Origin of the sequence: Rhodanobacter caeni (assembly GCF_039523575.1) — a bacterium.
In the GTDB taxonomy this organism is placed as follows: Bacteria; Pseudomonadota; Gammaproteobacteria; order Xanthomonadales; family Rhodanobacteraceae; genus Rhodanobacter; species Rhodanobacter caeni.
In genome coordinates this window covers 171,613-187,935 of sequence record NZ_BAAAFO010000003.1, presented here as the reverse complement: position 1 = coordinate 187,935, position 16,323 = coordinate 171,613, and the positions used below count along the sequence as shown (strand labels likewise).

The 16,323-nt window shown below is 66.5% G+C and carries 16 protein-coding genes; 15 read left to right on the top strand and 1 reads right to left on the bottom strand.

Annotated features, from left to right (window positions below; all coding sequences use genetic code 11):
• Positions 1–18: 18 nt before the first annotated feature.
• A complete protein-coding gene (locus ABD017_RS09500) occupies positions 19–2,460 on the bottom strand; it encodes a TonB-dependent receptor plug domain-containing protein (RefSeq protein WP_343882515.1) in 2,442 nt (813 codons plus the stop codon).
• A 263-nt stretch (positions 2,461–2,723) separates the two neighbouring features.
• On the opposite strand from ABD017_RS09500, the gene ABD017_RS09495 reads away from it, so the two are divergent.
• The 15 genes from ABD017_RS09495 to ybgF all read left to right on the top strand — a co-directional run bounded on the left by ABD017_RS09495 (position 2,724) and on the right by ybgF (position 16,316).
• Complete coding sequence (locus ABD017_RS09495) at positions 2,724–3,038, top strand: FmdB family zinc ribbon protein (protein WP_343882514.1); 315 nt, start codon at positions 2,724–2,726, stop codon at positions 3,036–3,038.
• Between the two features lie 92 nt (positions 3,039–3,130).
• The gene (gene aspS / locus ABD017_RS09490) at positions 3,131–4,882 is read left to right on the top strand and encodes an aspartate--tRNA ligase (RefSeq protein ID WP_343882513.1); all 1,752 of its coding nucleotides are present in this window, start codon (positions 3,131–3,133) and stop codon (positions 4,880–4,882) included.
• A gap of 75 nt (positions 4,883–4,957) precedes the next feature.
• Positions 4,958–5,587: an alpha/beta fold hydrolase gene (locus ABD017_RS09485; protein ID WP_343882511.1), complete on the top strand. Its 630-nt coding sequence runs from the start codon at positions 4,958–4,960 to the stop codon at positions 5,585–5,587.
• A gap of 93 nt (positions 5,588–5,680) precedes the next feature.
• Positions 5,681–6,400 (top strand): YebC/PmpR family DNA-binding transcriptional regulator, encoded by a 720-nt coding sequence (locus ABD017_RS09480; RefSeq protein WP_343882510.1) that lies wholly within the window; start codon positions 5,681–5,683, stop codon positions 6,398–6,400.
• 90 nt (positions 6,401–6,490) lie between these two features.
• The gene (ruvC, locus tag ABD017_RS09475) at positions 6,491–7,063 is read left to right on the top strand and encodes a crossover junction endodeoxyribonuclease RuvC (protein ID WP_343882509.1); all 573 of its coding nucleotides are present in this window, start codon (positions 6,491–6,493) and stop codon (positions 7,061–7,063) included.
• Positions 7,063–7,659, top strand: a complete 597-nt coding sequence (gene ruvA, locus ABD017_RS09470; protein WP_343882508.1) for a Holliday junction branch migration protein RuvA — start codon at positions 7,063–7,065, stop codon at positions 7,657–7,659. The genes ruvC and ruvA overlap by 1 nt, the downstream gene beginning before the upstream one ends.
• A 2-nt stretch (positions 7,660–7,661) precedes the next feature.
• Positions 7,662–9,563, top strand: coding sequence for a potassium transporter Kup (locus ABD017_RS09465; RefSeq protein ID WP_343882507.1), 1,902 nt, complete (start codon positions 7,662–7,664; stop codon positions 9,561–9,563).
• A 107-nt stretch (positions 9,564–9,670) separates the two neighbouring features.
• Positions 9,671–10,711 (top strand): Holliday junction branch migration DNA helicase RuvB, encoded by a 1,041-nt coding sequence (gene ruvB, locus ABD017_RS09460; RefSeq protein WP_343882506.1) that lies wholly within the window; start codon positions 9,671–9,673, stop codon positions 10,709–10,711.
• Between the two features lie 93 nt (positions 10,712–10,804).
• Complete coding sequence (gene ybgC, locus ABD017_RS09455; RefSeq protein WP_343882505.1) at positions 10,805–11,221, top strand: tol-pal system-associated acyl-CoA thioesterase; 417 nt, start codon at positions 10,805–10,807, stop codon at positions 11,219–11,221.
• Positions 11,222–11,296: 75 nt separating this feature from the next.
• Positions 11,297–11,980, top strand: a complete 684-nt coding sequence (gene tolQ, locus ABD017_RS09450; RefSeq protein ID WP_343882504.1) for a protein TolQ — start codon at positions 11,297–11,299, stop codon at positions 11,978–11,980.
• Positions 11,981–11,995: 15 nt separating this feature from the next.
• Positions 11,996–12,457 carry a protein TolR gene (gene tolR / locus ABD017_RS09445; RefSeq protein WP_343882503.1) on the top strand — a complete coding sequence of 154 codons (462 nt, stop codon included), beginning with the start codon at positions 11,996–11,998 and terminating at the stop codon, positions 12,455–12,457.
• Positions 12,444–13,385: a cell envelope integrity protein TolA gene (tolA, locus tag ABD017_RS09440; RefSeq protein ID WP_343882502.1), complete on the top strand. Its 942-nt coding sequence runs from the start codon at positions 12,444–12,446 to the stop codon at positions 13,383–13,385. Before tolR ends, tolA begins: the two co-directional genes overlap by 14 nt.
• Positions 13,386–13,393: 8 nt before the next feature.
• Positions 13,394–14,710, top strand: a complete 1,317-nt coding sequence (gene tolB, locus ABD017_RS09435) for a Tol-Pal system beta propeller repeat protein TolB (RefSeq protein WP_343882501.1) — start codon at positions 13,394–13,396, stop codon at positions 14,708–14,710.
• Between the two features lie 269 nt (positions 14,711–14,979).
• A complete protein-coding gene (gene pal / locus ABD017_RS09430; protein ID WP_343882500.1) occupies positions 14,980–15,489 on the top strand; it encodes a peptidoglycan-associated lipoprotein Pal in 510 nt (169 codons plus the stop codon).
• A gap of 2 nt (positions 15,490–15,491) precedes the next feature.
• Entirely contained in the window at positions 15,492–16,316 is an 825-nt protein-coding gene (ybgF, locus tag ABD017_RS09425; RefSeq protein ID WP_343882499.1) for a tol-pal system protein YbgF, read from the top strand.
• The last annotated feature ends 7 nt before the right edge of the window (positions 16,317–16,323 follow it).

The following is a 16,323-nucleotide window of genomic DNA, read 5'->3' as shown; positions in this document are numbered from 1 at the left end:
GCCGCGGAGGGTGGCGACTTACCAGTGGTAGGCGACCTTGCCGTAGGCATAGCCGCCGTTGAAGCCGTACGGCGAGTAGACCGAGTACGGCATGGTGCCCTTGTTGGCGCCGTAGCCGTTGATGGCGTTGACCTTGTTCGGGTACTTGTCGAACAGGTTGTCCGCGCCCAGCGTGAAGGTCCAGTGGTCGAGGTTGTAGCTGGCCGACAGGTCGGTCACCCAGTTTGCGCTGTAGACCTGGTCGTAGGTGGCGCTGGAGGAACTGAACGAGGTGAAGCTGCCGTAGCGGGTGATGGTGGCGTTGATGTCCCAGTTGCCCACGCTGTACAGGCCGTTGAGCACCAGCTTGCTGCGCGGGGCGGTGTCGGCCAGCAGGCCGTAGATGTCGCGCCGGTCCACACGTTTGAGGCTGACGCCCAGTGCGTCGAGCGCCGCGGGGTTGGGCTTGATGCCGGTGACCTTGTTGTAGTTGTAGTTGTAGCTGAGCGAGGTCTGCAGGCTGCCGGCGTTGCCGAAGTCGACGTGGTAGCCGCCGACGAAGTCGATGCCGCGGGTGCGCGTGTCCACGGCGTTGGTGAAGTAGGCGACACTGCTGTAGTTGCTGTCGGTGATGCCGTTGGCCGCCAGGTAATCCTGCACGACGGGCGAGGTGGTGCCGAGGTAGCTCGACAGCGTGATCCGGTTGTCGACCTCGATCTGGTAGGCGTCGAGGCTGAGGCTGAGCGCATCGGTCGGGTTCCACACCGCGCCCACGGTGAAGTTGCGCGACTTCTCCGGCTTCAGCGCCTCGCCGCCCAGCAGGCGGCCCAGCGGGCTGATCGACGACACCAGCGCCGTGTTGTAGATGCCCGGGGTCAATCCGAGGTTGTTGCCGGGGCCCTGGTAGTTGGAGGAGGTGTACGCGTAGTACTGCTGGGCCAGCGCCGGCGCGCGGAAACCGGTCGAGGCGCTGCCGCGCAGGGCGAAGCTGTCGGTGAAGTCGAAGCGGGCCGCCAGCGAGCCGGTGGTGGTGGTGCCGAAGTCGCTGTAATCCTCATGGCGCACCGCCAGCGACGTGCCCAGCCGATCGGTGAGGTTGGTTTCCAGGCTCAGATACTCGGCCACGTCGTGGCGGGCGTAGGAGCCGGCGTCCGAAGGTTGGTAGCCCCCAAAGCCCTGCGCGCCGCCGGACACGCCGGAGGTGCCCACGTAGTACGAGGCCGGTTCGCCCGCATCGATGCGGTAGCTCTGGCGCAGGTATTCGGTGCCGAAGGCGAGCGTCACCGGGTTGGGCAGCCAGCCCACCGGGAGATCCTTGGCGATGTCGATGTCGAACGACTGCTGGTCGGCATGCAGGATGCCGTCGTGGAAGCTGGACTGGGTCGAGCCGAAGTCGTTCAGCAGCGCGCGGTTGACGCTGTGGATGGTGCGGTAGGACACGCGGTTGCCGCCGGCGTTGCCGCTGATGTCCCAGCGCCAGCCGCCGCTGGTGGTGCCGCGCAGGCCGACCACCAGCGAGCGGTCGATCGACTTGCCCTGCTCCAGCGGGGTGTAGCCGTTCGGATAAAGCGAAAGGACGGCGTTGCCGCTGGCGGTGTCGCGGAAGAAGGCCGGCGAGGTGGTGTCGCGGACGCTGTAGTGGCCCAGCGCGTACAGCTGCACGGCGGGCGTGATGTCGTACTGGGCGTTGAGGAACAGGTTCTTGTTCTTCACCGCCGGGTCGCCGTAGCGCTGGCCGATCTCGAACGGCGCCACCTGCTCGGGGGCGGAGCGGTCGGAGTAGTTCTGGCTGCCGTCCTGCAGGGTGAAGCGGACCCAGCCCTTGTCGTTGTTCAGCGGCAGGCCCACGTTGGCCGAGCCCTGCCACTGCCGGCCGTCGCCGGCGTAGTACTGGCCGCCCAGCGCCTCGATCGAGCCGCCCTCGGCGCCCTTCTTCAGGATGATGTTGACCACGCCCGCGATCGCGTCCGAACCGTACTGGGCGGAGGCGCCGTCACGCAGCACCTCGATGTGGTCGATCGCCGCCATCGGGATGGTGTTGAGGTCGACCGCCTGCGAGCCGCGGCCGACCACGCCGTTCGTCAGCAGCAGGGCGCCAGGATGCCAGCGCTTGCCATCCACCAGCACCAGCACCTGGTCGGGCGAAAGGCCGCGCAGCTGCAGCGGACGCTGCTGGTCGGCGGTGTCGCCGCCGGCCGGGCGGGGGAAGTTGAGCGAGGGGATGATCCGCGCCAGCGCGGTGGACAGCTCGGTGGTGCCGGTCTGCTGCAGCACCTTGGCGGAGACCACGTCGATCGGGGTCAGCGAACTGCTTTCGGTGCGGTTGTCGGCGCGGGTGCCGGTGACGATCACCGCATCCAGGCGCTGGGCCCTGCTCGGCGAGGGCGCAGAGGTGTCCTGCGCGGCGGCGCCGGTGGACAACGCCAGCAGCGCCAGTGCGGGCAGCCAGGCGGTTCGGCTCGAATCGGAGTGCTTGCTCATGGGGGATTTTCCGTGGGGAGGGGATTGCTGCGGTGCAACGTGCCGCAGGGTAGGCTCACTCGCCGCGTGCGTCAATAGACGTATAGACGTCCAAATGATGTCGCGGCCCCGGACCTGGCCGCGCTTCCGCACGCCAGGGCGTGGAGACTACGCCGGCGTGGCGGCTGCGCCCATGGGCCCGGTGGTACGTTGAAATCCGGTCGTGCGGGTCGATAATGAGAAGTTTTCATCGCCATCGCGATCGATCGATTACGGAGTTCCCCATGCCCATCTACGAGTTCGAATGCAGTCATTGCGGTCATCGGTTCGACCATCTGCAGAAGTTGTCCGACGCCGACCCCACCGTTTGCCCCGCCTGCGGCGAGCCGCGGTTGCACCGGATGGTCAGCGCGCCTTCTTTCCGGCTGGCGGGCAGCGGCTGGTACGAGACGGACTTCAAGAAGGAAGGCGACAAGAAGCGCAACCTCGCCGGCGACCACGCCGCCGCCGCGAAGCCGGCCGCAAGCCCGGCTCCCGCCCCGTCGCCTGCGCCCGCTCCGTCGGCGGCCCCGGCGCCGTCGGCCAGCGGCAAGGCCTGATTCGCCGCCGCTGCAGCCAGCGGCGGCAGTGGTAACATTCGCGGTCTTTTCCCCTCGCTTTTGCCGCCGACGCGGCCCGGAGTTTCAAGCGCATGCGTACGCATCTTTGCGGCCTCATCGACGAGTCGCTGATCGGTCAGACCGTCACCCTGTGCGGCTGGGTCAACAAGATCCGTCTGCAGGCCCACGTGGCCTTCGTCGACCTGCGCGACCATGAAGGGTTGGCGCAGGTGGTGATCGAGCGCGAGAACGCGGCTGCATTTGAGGTCGCCGGCGAGATCGGCAACGAGTACTGCCTGCGCGTCACCGGCAGCATCCGCCCGCGGCTGTCGGTCAACGACAAGCTGAAAACCGGCACCATCGAGCTGCTGGCGGACACCGTCGAGATCCTCAACGCCGCCAAAGACCTGCCGTTCGCGCTGCACGAGAACCCGAACGAGGACATGCGGATGACCTACCGCTACCTCGACCTGCGCCGCCCGGAAATGCAGGCGATGATGCGCAAGCGGATCAAGCTGGTGCAGGCGCTGCGCCGCTACCTGGACGAGCGCGGTTTCCAGGACATCGAGACGCCGATCCTGACCAAGGCCACGCCCGAGGGCGCGCGCGACTACCTGGTGCCCAGCCGCGTGCATCCGGGCCAGTTCTACGCGCTGCCGCAGTCGCCGCAGCTGTTCAAGCAGATCCTGATGGTGGCCGGCTTCGACCGCTACTACCAGATCGCCCGCTGCTTCCGCGACGAGGATCTGCGCGCCGACCGCCAGCCCGAATTCACCCAGCTCGACCTGGAGTTCGCCTTCGTCGAGGAAAAGGACGTGCAGGATTTCGTGGAGGAATTGATCCGCCACGTGTTCCGCGAAGTGCAGGGCGTGGAGCTGGATGCCAGCTTCCCGCGCATGACCTGGATGGATGCGATGCGCCGCTTCGGCTCGGACAAGCCCGACCTGCGCATCGCGCTGGAGCTGGTGGACGTGGCCGAGGCGGTGAAGCACGTGGAGTTCAAGGTGTTCGCCGGCCCGGCCAACGATGCGGGCGGCCGCGTGGCCGCGCTGCGCGTGCCCGGCGGTAGCACGCTGTCGCGCAAGGACATCGACGGCCTGACCGAATACGCCGCGCGCTACGGCGCCAAGGGCCTGGCCTGGCTGAAGGTCGACGACCTGGGCAAGGGGCGCGAGGGCATCAGCTCGCCGGTGGCGAAGTTCCTCGACGACGCGGCGCTGGATGGCGTGCTGAAAACCACCGGCGCGCAGACCGGCGACATCGTGTTCTTCGGCGCCGGCGCGTGGAAGACCGTCACCGACTTCATGGGCGCGCTGCGGCTCAAGGTGGGCAAGGATCGCGGCCTGGTCGAGGAGGGCTGGAAGCCGCTGTGGGTCACCGATTTCCCGATGTTCGAGTACGACGACGAGGCGCAGCGTTTCGTGGCCCTGCACCATCCGTTCACCGCGCCCAAGGTGGATGACATCGACGACTTGCGGGCGAACGCGGCCACGGCGGTGAGCCGCGGCTACGACATGGTGCTCAACGGCAACGAGATCGGCGGCGGTTCGATCCGTATCCATCGCCCGGAGATGCAGAGCGCCGTGTTCGAGCTGCTGGGCATCGGCGCGGAAGCCGAGGCCAAGTTCGGCTTCCTGCTGAAGGCGCTGAAGTTCGGCGCGCCGCCGCACGGCGGGCTGGCCTGCGGCATCGACCGCATCGCCGCGCTGATGGCCGGCACCGAGTCGATCCGCGACGTGATCGCCTTCCCCAAGACCACCAGCGCCCAGGACCTGATGACCGACGCGCCCTCGCCCGTGGACGCCGCGCAGCTCAAGGAGCTGCACGTGGCCGTCAGGGAATGAGGTGTAGATAGCGGGCATGGTTCGCCGTGTCCGCTTCTTCGACTCTCCATTCCCGATACCCGTTCCCAGCCCCGAATGTCCGACCACGTGATCCTGCTGCACGGCCTGTGGATGCGCGGCTTCGCGCTGGCCATGCTGCACCGGCGCCTCGGCGAGGCGGGGTTCCAGGTCGATCGCTTCGACTATCTCAGCGTGGCGGCCACCGAGCAGCAGATCCTGGAGCCGTTGCGGCAACGCATGCATGCGCTGGGCGCCGATGGCGAGCCGGTGCACCTGGTTGGCCACAGCCTCGGCGGCCTGCTGGCCCTGCGCGCCTGCCTGGGCGCCGAGCTGCCGCAAGGGCGCGTGGTGTGCCTGGGTTCGCCGTTGAAGGGCAGTGCCGCGGCGCGCAGCTTCTCCGCCTGGGGGCGCGGCGGCGAAGTGCTGCTGGGGCACAACCGCGAGCTGCTTGAGCAGGGCTTCGACTGCTGGACTGGTCCGCGTCAGGTCGGCGTGATCGCCGGCTGCACGCCGCTGGGCTTGGGTGCCGTGCTGGGTCACCTGGATGGCGAGCACGACGGCACCGTGGCGGTGGAGGAAACGCGCCTGCCCGGCCTCACCGGGCATTGCGTGGTCGAGGCCAACCATACCGGCCTGCTGTTTTCCGCCGACGTGGCGCAGCGTGCCGGCCATTTCCTGCGCGAGGGCCATTTCCCCGCCGGCTGAGCATGCCGTGGCCTGAGCGCGCAAGTGCCGGCAGCGGCGCGGAAATCAGGTAAAATTGGCCGCTTGTCCAATGAGTCCAGTGCAGGCAACGCCATGGGTAGAGGCCCTTCCATCGAAGGTCGCAAGAACGCCGAGGACGCCAAGCGCGCCAAGGTGTTCACCAAGCTGATCCGCGAGATCACCGTCGCCACCCGTGCCGGCGTGGCCGATCCGGCCGGCAACCCGCGCCTGCGCGCGGCGGTGGACAAGGCGCTGGCGGCCAACATGACCAAGGACACCATCGAGCGCGCGATCAAGCGCGGCTCGGGTGCCGACGGCGGCGCCGACATGCAGGAGCTGCGCTACGAGGGCTACGGCCCGGCCGGCATCGCGCTGATCATCGACTGCTTCACCGACAACCCCGTGCGCACCGTGGCCGACGTGCGCCACGCGCTGACCAAGCACGGCGGCAACCTGGGCACTTCGGGCTCGGTGGCGTTCCAGTTCAGCCGCTGCGGCGAGCTGGTGTTCGAGACCGGCGGCGACGAGGCGGCCGAGGAGAAAGTGCTGGAAGCGGCGCTGGAAGCCGGCGCCGACGACGTCATCAACGAGAACGGCGAAAGCGCCGTGCTGTGCTCGCCGGAAAGCTTCGAGGCGGTGCAGCAGGCACTGATCGCCGCCGGCCTGGATGCCGTCCACGCCGGCGTGGTGATGCGCCCCAACAACCGCGTGGCAGTGCCCGAGGATGCGCAGGAAACCCTGATCGACCTGCTCGAAAAACTCGACGCGCTCGATGACGTGAGCGACGTGTCGCACAACGCCGTGCTGCCGTGAAGGGCGTTGGGATTGGGGATTCGGGATTGGGGATTCGCCAAAGCATGGTCAGGCGGGCCCCGCGGCTCGCTCCAGTGTTCGCGAGGTGAGATGGTGCGAGCCGTGGCTTTTCCCGAATCCCGAATCCCGAATCCCGAATCCCATGCGGTACGCATCCTGGGCATCGACCCCGGCAGCCAGCGCACCGGCGTGGGGATCATCGACGTGGATGGTGCGGGCCGGTTGACGCATGTCTTCCATGGCGCGTTGGCGGTGGCCGGCGAGGCCACGTTTTCGCTGCGGCTGAAACGCATCTTTGACGAACTGTGTGACATCATCGCCGCCCATCGACCGGCCGAGTGCGGTATCGAGCGCGTGTTCATGGCGCGCAATCCCGATTCGGCGTTGAAGCTGGGACAGGCGCGCGGTGCCGCGATCTGCGCGGTGGTCAGCCAGGGGATCGCGGTGCACGAATATGCGGCAACCGAAGTGAAACAGGCCGTGGTCGGCAGTGGTCGCGGCGACAAGGCGCAGGTGCAGCACATGGTCGGCATGCTGCTGGGCCTGAAGGGCCCGTTGCAGGCCGACGCCGCCGATGCGCTGGCGATCGCCGTCACCCACGCGCATACCCGCGCCAGCCTGGCGCGGGTCGGCATTCCGCGTGGCGCATGGAGGCGGCGCTGATGATCGGCCGTCTGCGCGGCACCCTGCTGTCGAAACAACCGCCCTCGCTGCTGATCGAGGTGGGCGGGCTGGGCTACGAGGTGGATGCACCGATGTCCACCATCTACGACCTGCCCGGCATCGGCAAGGAAGTGATCCTGCTGACCCATTACGCGGTGAAGGAAGACAGCGCCGCGCTGTACGGTTTCCTGCGCGAGAGCGAGCGCACGCTGTTCCGCAACCTGCTCAAGGTCAGCGGCATCGGCGCGAAGATCGCGCTTGCCGTGCTGTCTGGTGTTTCCACCGACCACTTCGCGCGGCTGGTGCAGGCCGGCGACGTGGTGGCGTTGACCAAGATTCCGGGCATCGGCAAGAAGACGGCCGAGCGTATCGTGGTGGAATTGCGCGACCGCGTGGATGGCCTGTCCAGCCTGCCGGGCACTGCGTTATCCGGTGCCGCCGCGCCATTGGATGCCGCCGGCGAAGCCACCGTGGCGTTGCAGCAACTGGGCTACAAACCGGTCGAAGTGACCCGGCTGGTGCAGAAGGTCGCCGCCGAGGGCGACAGCGCCGAGGCCATCATCCGCAAGGCGCTGCGCGCCGCGCTGGGGGCCTGAGCGTGCATCCGGAAAGCGCCCACGGCGAGGTGTCGCCCGAGACCAGGCGCCGGTTGACCGCGCTGGCGCTGGGCGCCATCGGCGTGGTGTTCGGCGACATCGGCACCAGCCCGCTCTACACCATGAAGGAAACCCTCGGCACCCACGGCATGACACCCACGCCGGCGGCGGTGCTGGGCGTGCTGTCGCTGGTGTTCTGGTCGCTGATCATCGTGGTGTCGCTGAAGTACGTGACCTTCGTGATGCGCGCGGACAACAAGGGCGAGGGCGGCATCATGGCGTTGATGGCGCTGGCGCAGCGCTCGATGAGCGGCTCGGCGCGGGCGCGCTGGACGCTGGCCGCGTTCGGCATTTTCGGTGCGTCCCTGTTTTATGGCGACGGCGTGATCACGCCGGCCATCTCGGTGCTGGGCGCGGTGGAAGGCCTGCAGGTCGCTGCGCCCGGGCTGGACAAATACGTGGTGTGGATCGCGCTGGTGATCCTGCTCGGCATGTTCGCCGTGCAGCGCCACGGCACGCACAAGGTGGGCAAGGCGTTCGCGCCGGTGATGACGTTGTGGTTCCTGGTGCTGGCGCTGCTCGGGGTACGGCAGATCCTGGCCAACCCCGAAGTGCTGTATGCACTCAATCCGTGGCACGCGGTGCGCTTTTTCATCCGTCATGGCGACACCTCGTTCATCGCGCTGGGCGGCGTGGTACTGGCGCTGACCGGTGCCGAGGCGCTGTACGCGGACATGGGCCATTTCGGCAAGAAGCCCATACGCGTGGCATGGTTCGGCTTCGTGCTGCCGGCGCTGGTGCTGAATTATTTCGGGCAGGGTGCGCTGCTGCTTAACGATCCGCTGGCGATCGAAAGTCCGTTCTACCGGATGGTGCCCGAGGCGCTGCTTTACCCGATGATCGTGCTGGCCACCGCCGCCGCCGTGATCGCCTCGCAGGCGGTGATTTCCGGCGCGTTCTCGATGACGCGCGAGGCGATGTCGCTGGGCTACTCGCCGCGCATGGCGGTGGTGCATACCTCGCGCGAGCTGTCCGGGCAGATCTTCGTGCCGTGGGTGAACCGCATGCTGATGGTGCTGGTGATCCTGGCGGTGCTGTTTTTCCAGAGTTCGGACAACCTGGGCGCCGCCTACGGCATCGCGGTGACCGGCACCATGACCATGACCACGCTGCTGGCCCTGGTGGTGGCGCGCAAGCGCTGGCACTGGAACTGGCCCACGCTGGTGCTGGTGGGCGTGCTGTTCCTGATCATCGACCTGTCCTTCTTCGGCGCCAACCTGCTGAAGGTGGCGCACGGCGGCTGGTTCCCGCTGGTGCTGGGCGTGGGCATCTTCACCATGATGACCACCTGGCGGCGCGGCCGCGAGCTGGTGGTGCGCGAGATCAAGCAGTCGGGCCTGGCGTTGGCGCCCTTCATCGAGAACATTGCCGAGCATCCGCCCTTGCGCGTGCCCGGCACCGCGGTGTTCCTCACCGCCAACCAGAACGCGGTGCCGCACGCGCTGCTGCACAACCTCAAGCACAACAAGGTGCTGCACGAGCGCAACGTGCTGCTGACGGTGGAGATCCTGGAAACGCCGGTGGCGGAAGTGTCCGAGCGCGTGCAGATCACCGCCATGGGCAGCGATTTCCACGGCCTGGAGCTGCGCTTCGGCTTTGCCGAAGACCCCAACGTGCCGCTGGCGCTGAGCCAGTGCGGCCGCGAGGGGCTGAGCTTCGACATGATGGACACCACCTTCTTCCTGTCCCGCGAAAACGTGGTCGCCGACGTCCGGCGCCCCGGCATGGCGCTGTGGCGCGACAAGCTGTTCGTGATCCTCTCGCGCAACGCGCTGCCCGCCACCGCCTTCTTCCAGATCCCCGGCAACCGGCTGATCGAGCTGGGGGCGCAGGTCGAAATCTGAAATCGTAGGAGCGCACCCTGTGCGCGATGCTCTTCGTCACACAACGCGAAAGCATCGCGCACAGGGTGCGCTCCTACATGCGTTGCGCGGCCTGCCATAATGCCGGCATGACCGAAGCCCGCATCATCACCGCCGCCGCCCAGCTCGACGACGAGGCGCTGGAAGCCACGATCCGGCCCAGGCGGCTCGACGAGTACCTGGGTCAGCAGGCGGTGCGCGAGCAGTTGTCGATTTATATCGAGGCGGCGAAGAAGCGCAGCGGCGCGCTGGATCACGTGCTGATCTTCGGGCCGCCGGGCCTGGGCAAGACCACGCTAAGCCACGTCATCGCCAACGAGCTGGGCGTCAACCTGCGCTCCACCTCCGGCCCGGTGCTGGAGCGCGCCGGCGACCTGGCCGCGCTGCTGACCAACCTGGAGCCGAACGACGTGCTGTTCGTCGACGAGATCCATCGCCTGTCGCCGCTGGTGGAGGAGGTGCTGTACCCGGCGATGGAGGATTTCCAGATCGACATCATGATCGGCGAAGGCCCGGCCGCGCGCTCGATCAAGCTGGACCTGCCGCCGTTCACCCTGATCGGCGCCACCACCCGCGCCGGCATGCTCACCGCGCCGTTGCGCGACCGCTTCGGCATCGTGCAGCGGCTGGAGTTCTATACCGCCGACGAACTCACCGCGATCGTGCGCCGCGCCGCGAAGATCCTGGGCATCGCCTGTGCGCCGGAGGGGGCGCAGGAAATCGCCCGCCGCTCGCGTGGCACGCCGCGCATCGCCAACCGCCTGCTGCGCCGCGTGCGCGACTACGCCGAAGTGCGGGCCGACGGCGAGATCACCCTGGCTGCGGCCAGCGCGGCGCTGGACATGCTGAAGATCGACCCGGAAGGCTTCGACGAACTGGACCGCCGCCTGCTGGGCGTGATCATCGAAAATTTCGACGGCGGCCCGGTCGGCGTGGAATCGCTGGCCGCCGCGCTGAGCGAGGATCGCGGCACGCTGGAAGACGTGGTCGAACCCTACCTGATCCAGCAGGGCTACCTGGTCCGCACCGCCCGAGGCCGCATGGCCAGCGCCAGGGGCTGGCGGCACCTGGGCCTGGTGCCACCGCCGCGGCAGGCGTTGGCACCGGATCTGTTCGAACCCCAGGAGTGAGGGCAGAGGAGTGAGAAGTGAGAGAATCGCGCCTTGGCTTTCGCTCACTTCTCACTCCTCTTCACTCGCTCTTGTCCTCCCGTCGGTCCTGCCATGCCCCCCGCTGCAACCCGAAATGTCCCCTTCACCTGGCCCGTCCGCGTCTACTGGGAAGACACCGATGCGGGCGGCGTGGTCTATCACGCCAGCTACCTGCGCTTCATGGAGCGCGCCCGCAGCGAGTGGCTGCGCGCGCTGGGCGTGGACCAGTTCGCGTTGAAGCAGGCCACCGGGCTGGCCTTCATGGTGCGCGGCATGCAGATCGATTTCCTCAAGCCGGCCCTGCTGGATGATGAACTGCAGGCAACGGTCGCCGTCATGGAGCGCCGTTCAGCCAGTATCCTGTTCGACCAGACGATCACGCGCGCGGACGGCACCTGCCTGATCCGCGCCAGCGTGCGCGTGGCTTGCGTGGACATACACCAGATGCGACCGGCGCCGATTCCCGCGGAGGTGGCGCGGCTGATCTGATGGCGCCCGCCGGCGTTTGACCACCACAACTCTCGTTTCCACAACCCAGCCGAACTGGCGGAGAACCTTCAAGCAATGAACGGTGGACTGAATATTTTCACGCTGGTCTCGCAATCGAGCCTGCCGGTGCAACTGGTGCTGCTGGTCCTGCTGGCGTTCTCGTTCCTGTCGTGGGTCATCATCATTCGCAAGTACTCGCAGACCAAGACGGCGATGGAAAACGCCGAGCGTTTCGAGGAGCGTTTCTGGTCCGGCGGCGATCTTGCGCAGCTGTTTCGCGAGGTGAGCAATCGCGGTGGCGATGGCGGCATCGAGAACATCTTCGAATCCGGCTTCCGCGAATTCGCCCGCCAGCGCCAGCGCAAGACGCACGACACGCGCAGCGTGATCGAAGGCGCCGAGCGCGCCATGCAGGTCACCACCACGCGCGAGATCGGCCTGCTGGAGCGCAACCTGGAATTCCTCGCCAACGTGGGCTCGATCAGCCCGTACGTGGGCCTGTTCGGCACGGTCTGGGGCATCATGGGCGCGTTCCAGGGCCTGGGCGAAATGAAGGACGTAACCATCGCGGTGGTCGCCCCGCATATTTCCGAAGCGCTGATCGCCACCGCCATGGGCCTGTTCGCCGCCATTCCCGCGCAGTGGGCGTACAACCGCTACGCCAACAAGGTCGAACGCATCGCCTCGCGCTATGACGTGTTCCAGGAGGAGTTCTCCTCCGTGCTGCAGCGGCAGATCCAGACCGACGACGCGGCCTGAGCGGGAGCAGCAGCCATGCGAAATCCGCGGCGCCCCAAGCGCAAGCTCAAATCCGAAATCAACGTGGTGCCCTACATCGACGTGATGCTGGTGCTGCTGATCATCTTCATGGTCACCACGCCGATGCTCAATTCCAACGTCGACGTGCAACTGCCGCAGTCCGACGCCAAGTCGATGCAGGACAAGAAGGACCCGATCGTGGTCTCCGTCGGCCAGGATGGCTCGCTGTATCTCACCATGAGCGGCGCCAAGCAGGAGCCGATCGACGAAGACGGCCTCAAGCTGAAGGTCGGCGCGTTCGTGCGCGAAAACCCCCAGGTCAGCGTGCTGGTGGCCGGCGACACGCGCGGCAATTATGGCGGCGTGTTCAAGGTGCTTACCGACCTGCAGCAGGCCGGCGTGGCCAAAGTGGGCCTGATGGGGCAGCCCGCCGGTACGGAAGGCCAGGGCAAGAGCAGCGCCGATGGACGAAAGTAAGGCGACGCCGAAGGCGGTCGTACTTTCCGCCATCCTGCATATCGGCATCGTGGGGTTTCTGTTCCTCGCGGTATTGCCGTGCGCCAGCTACGAGAATTTCTTCAATGCCCTGGGCCTGCCGGCCTGGATGAACCCGATTGCCTGTTCCAAGCCGCTGCAACTGCAGGGGCCGGTCATCGAGGCCACCCTGATCGGTCCCACCGGCAGCCCGCCGCCGAAGGCGGTCAAGACCAAACCCGTGCCCAATACGGTGCCGCCGCCGCCCGCCACGCCGCCGCCGAAACCGCAGGTGGAGGCGCCACAGATGAAAACCCTGCCGCCGCCGCCCGAGCATCCCGACGTGAAGGACCAGGAGCGGATCGTGGCCGACGCGGCGCGCAAGGCCGAAGACGCGAAGAAGCTGCAGGAAGAAAAGCAGCGCCAGCGCCAGGCCGAGCTGGACGCCAAGATGGCCAAACAGAAGGAAGAGAAGCAGAAGCAGATCGACGAGATGTTCGCCAAGATGGATGCGGCCGCCAACCGCACCAAACAGCTGGACAACAAGGCGAAGCAGGCCCGTCAGCAACTGGAGGATCTGAAGAACGCCAAGGACGACGGCCAGTCCGATCTGCCGGCAGCGGCCCAGCGGCAAACGGGCAACAACGCCGACCACAGCGATCTGAGCGATGCGTACGCAGCGGCCATTCAGAATGCGGTCACACCCAATTGGTTAAGGCCGGATAACATGCCCGCTGTTCCATGCCAGGTGCATATCGTGCAGTTGCCCGGGGGAGACGTGATGAGCGCCACGGTCGATCCGAGCTGCCCGTATGACGAGGCTGGCCGCCGTTCGGTCGAAAATGCGGTGCTGCGAACCAAGACCCTGCCGTACGCGGGTTTTGAGAGCGTGTTCCGTCGCAACCTAACTTTCACCTTCAGGCCGCAATGATCAACACCATGCGCAAATTCAGTTCACGTCTCGCCCTCGCCTTGCTGGCCGCCGCGGCGCTGTTGGCCGGTCCGGCGGCGGCGCAGTCGCTCAACGTCGATATCGTCGGCGGCGTCAAGACCGCCACGCCGATCGTGGTGGTGCCTTTTGCCCAGGCCGGCGGCGCCCCGCTGCCCACCGACGTGGCCGACGTGATCCGCAACGACTTCAACCGCTCGGGCAAATTCCGATCGCTGGCCAAGAGCGACATCGTGGAATTCCCCTCGCGCGGGGCGGACATCAAGTTCCCCACCTGGCGGCTGATGAAGCAGGACTACATCACCGTGGGCCGCATCAGCGATGCTGGCAACGGCACGGTGCGGATCGAATACGAGCTGTGGGACGTCAACAAGCAGCAGAGTCTGCTGGCGCAGGCGTTCACGGCGCCCACCGGTGACCTGCGCGGTGTGGCGCACCAGATCGCCGACCAGATCTACCAGAAGATCACCGGCGTGCGCGGCGCCTTCTGGACCCGCATCGCCTACGTCACCGCGGTGGGCCTGGGCAACAACACCACCTATTCGCTGATCGTGGCCGATTCGGACGGCTACAACCCGCAGGTCGTGGCGCGCTCCAAGGAGTCGCTGCTGTCGCCGGCATGGTCACCCGATGGCAAGAAGATCGCCTACGTTTCCTTTGAAAGCGGCAATTCCTCGATCTACGTGCAGGACATCACCACCGGCTCGCGCCAGCTGGTGGCGGCGCATCCGCGGGGCATCAACGGCGCGCCGGCATGGTCGCCCGACGGCAGCAAGCTGGCGGTGGCGCTTTCGTACGTGGGCAACCTGGAATTGTTCTCGCTGGACGTGGCCAGCCGGCATGAAACCCGCCTGACCAACAACCTGGCGATCGACACCGAGCCGGTCTGGGCGCCGGATGGCCAGAGCATCTATTTCACCTCCGATCGCTCGGGTCGGCCGCAGATCTACCAGGTGTCCGCCGGCGGTGGAAATGCCGAGCGCGTGACCTTCCAGGGACAGAACAATGCCGACCCCGCGGTCAGCTATGACGGCAAGCAGATCGCCATGGTGCAAGGCAACGGGAACGTGTATCGTATTGCTGTCATGGATCGCAGCCTGGGTGGTCAAGTGCGCTTCCTTTCTCCCGGTTCGCTGGATTTCTCGCCGAGTTGGGCACCCAACGCAAGCATGCTGCTGTATGGCGCCACCGAGGGGCCGCGCAGCGTGTTGTATGCCGTTTCGGCCGATGGCATGGTCCGCCAGCGCCTGGCGCTGGCCGATGGCGACGTGAGTGACCCGGCCTGGGGCCCCTATCGGCAGCAGTAATTGACAAATGATTATTGAGCCGGTGCGCGCGAGCGTGCCGGCATGATGTCCATGGAAGGGCCCGCAGACGCGCCGAGAGGCACCGTCTCGGTTTTCGACAGTGACGCTGTTGGTGCTATCGCCAGCAAATCGACGAAGAAGCATCACGCGGTGTCGATCTATCGAGTGTAACAATAACAGCCGGGCTCACCGGCGATCGCTGTCCCGTTACCGTAGTCGTAATCATCGTCGTAATGTTTGGAACCTAACCCGTTTGAAGGAACGTCACCATGAATAAGACCGTTCGCGTCGCTTTGGTCGCCCTGCTCTGTGTCGGCGCGGCCGCTTGCAGCAAGAAGCAGGAAGTCAAACCGCAGGCCCCCGCACCGGAACCCGTTGCCCAGACCCAGGCCCCTGAGTCCGATGGCAAGTACACCCCCGCCGACCTCGATACCGATGCCTGCCTGCGTCAGCGCGTCGTGTACTTCGATTTCGACAAGACCGAGATCAAGCCGGAGTTCCAGCAGATCATGGCGTGCCACGCCAAGTACCTGCAGGATCGTCCGAGCGCGCATATCCGCATCGAAGGCAACACCGACGAGCGCGGCACCCGCGAATACAACCTCGGCCTTGGCGAGCGTCGTGCCAATGCGGTTTCCAGCGCGCTGCAGGCCAACGGTGGCTCGGCCAGCCAGCTTGAAGTCATCAGCTACGGCAAGGAAAAGCCCGTTTGCCGCGAGCACAACGAGGATTGCTGGAGCAAGAACCGTCGCGCCGAGATCGTCTATACGGCGCAGTAAGCATGAAGCAACTGGCTAACCGTTTCACAGCCAGGTTCGGCATGGCGGGTGCGATTGCATCCGCCATGCTGTTTGCGTTTCCCGCTTTTTCGCAGGATTCGCGCCTGAGCCTCGCCGACCGCGTCTCCCGCCTCGAGCAGCAGGCGCAGAAGGACCAGGGTGGCGTAGGCATGGTCAACCAGATGCAGCAACTGCAGGAGCAGGTGCGCCAGCAGCAGGGCCGCATCGAGGAACTGCAGCATCAGCTGCAGCAGCTGGAAGACAAGAACAAGGCCCAGTACGTCGATCTGGATTCGCGCATCGGGCGACTGGAAGGCGGCAACGCCGGTGGTGCCCCGGCTGGCGCCGCGCCGACAGCTGCCCCTGCCACGGGTGCAGCGCCAGCGGCATCTTCCGCAGCGGCAGGCAACCCGGCCCAGGCGCAGGGCGGCAACGCCGACCCGGCCACGGTCCAGGCGGCCTACGACGTCGCATTCAAGGCGTTGCGGGCAGGCGATTACGCCGCCGCTTCGCGCGATTTCCGCTCCTTCGTGCAGCAGTATCCGAACGAGTCGCTCACCCCCAACGCCTACTACTGGCTGGGTGAGTCGTACTACGTCACCATGAATTACCCGGTGGCGCTGGAAGCTTTCCAGCAGTTGCTGAAGCAGTTCCCGCAGAGCGAGAAGGCGCCCGACGCGCTGCTCAAGGTGGGCTACAGCCAGTACGAGCTCAAGCAGATCGACGCGGCCCGGGCCACGCTGACCGAGGTGGGTACGAAGTATCCGGGCACGAATGCGGCAAACCTCGCCAAAGAACGGCTGCAACGCATCCAGTCGGCCAACTGAGGTCGTC

What these genes read in the sequence shown, in the direction of transcription:
- tolA (WP_343882502.1), top strand. Translation starts at nt 12,444, where the DNA reads ATGGACGAAAGTAAGGCGACGCCGAAGGCGGTCGTACTTTCCGCCATC.
- ABD017_RS09500 (WP_343882515.1), bottom strand. Translation starts at nt 2,460, where the DNA reads ATGAGCAAGCACTCCGATTCGAGCCGAACCGCCTGGCTGCCCGCACTG.
- aspS (WP_343882513.1), top strand. Translation starts at nt 3,131, where the DNA reads ATGCGTACGCATCTTTGCGGCCTCATCGACGAGTCGCTGATCGGTCAG.
- pal (WP_343882500.1), top strand. Translation starts at nt 14,980, where the DNA reads ATGAATAAGACCGTTCGCGTCGCTTTGGTCGCCCTGCTCTGTGTCGGC.
- ruvB (WP_343882506.1), top strand. Translation starts at nt 9,671, where the DNA reads ATGACCGAAGCCCGCATCATCACCGCCGCCGCCCAGCTCGACGACGAG.
- tolB (WP_343882501.1), top strand. Translation starts at nt 13,394, where the DNA reads ATGCGCAAATTCAGTTCACGTCTCGCCCTCGCCTTGCTGGCCGCCGCG.
- ABD017_RS09485 (WP_343882511.1), top strand. Translation starts at nt 4,958, where the DNA reads ATGTCCGACCACGTGATCCTGCTGCACGGCCTGTGGATGCGCGGCTTC.
- ybgF (WP_343882499.1), top strand. Translation starts at nt 15,492, where the DNA reads ATGAAGCAACTGGCTAACCGTTTCACAGCCAGGTTCGGCATGGCGGGT.
- ybgC (WP_343882505.1), top strand. Translation starts at nt 10,805, where the DNA reads ATGCCCCCCGCTGCAACCCGAAATGTCCCCTTCACCTGGCCCGTCCGC.
- tolQ (WP_343882504.1), top strand. Translation starts at nt 11,297, where the DNA reads ATGAACGGTGGACTGAATATTTTCACGCTGGTCTCGCAATCGAGCCTG.
- ruvC (WP_343882509.1), top strand. Translation starts at nt 6,491, where the DNA reads ATGGTGCGAGCCGTGGCTTTTCCCGAATCCCGAATCCCGAATCCCGAA.
- ABD017_RS09495 (WP_343882514.1), top strand. Translation starts at nt 2,724, where the DNA reads ATGCCCATCTACGAGTTCGAATGCAGTCATTGCGGTCATCGGTTCGAC.
- tolR (WP_343882503.1), top strand. Translation starts at nt 11,996, where the DNA reads ATGCGAAATCCGCGGCGCCCCAAGCGCAAGCTCAAATCCGAAATCAAC.
- ruvA (WP_343882508.1), top strand. Translation starts at nt 7,063, where the DNA reads ATGATCGGCCGTCTGCGCGGCACCCTGCTGTCGAAACAACCGCCCTCG.
- ABD017_RS09480 (WP_343882510.1), top strand. Translation starts at nt 5,681, where the DNA reads ATGGGTAGAGGCCCTTCCATCGAAGGTCGCAAGAACGCCGAGGACGCC.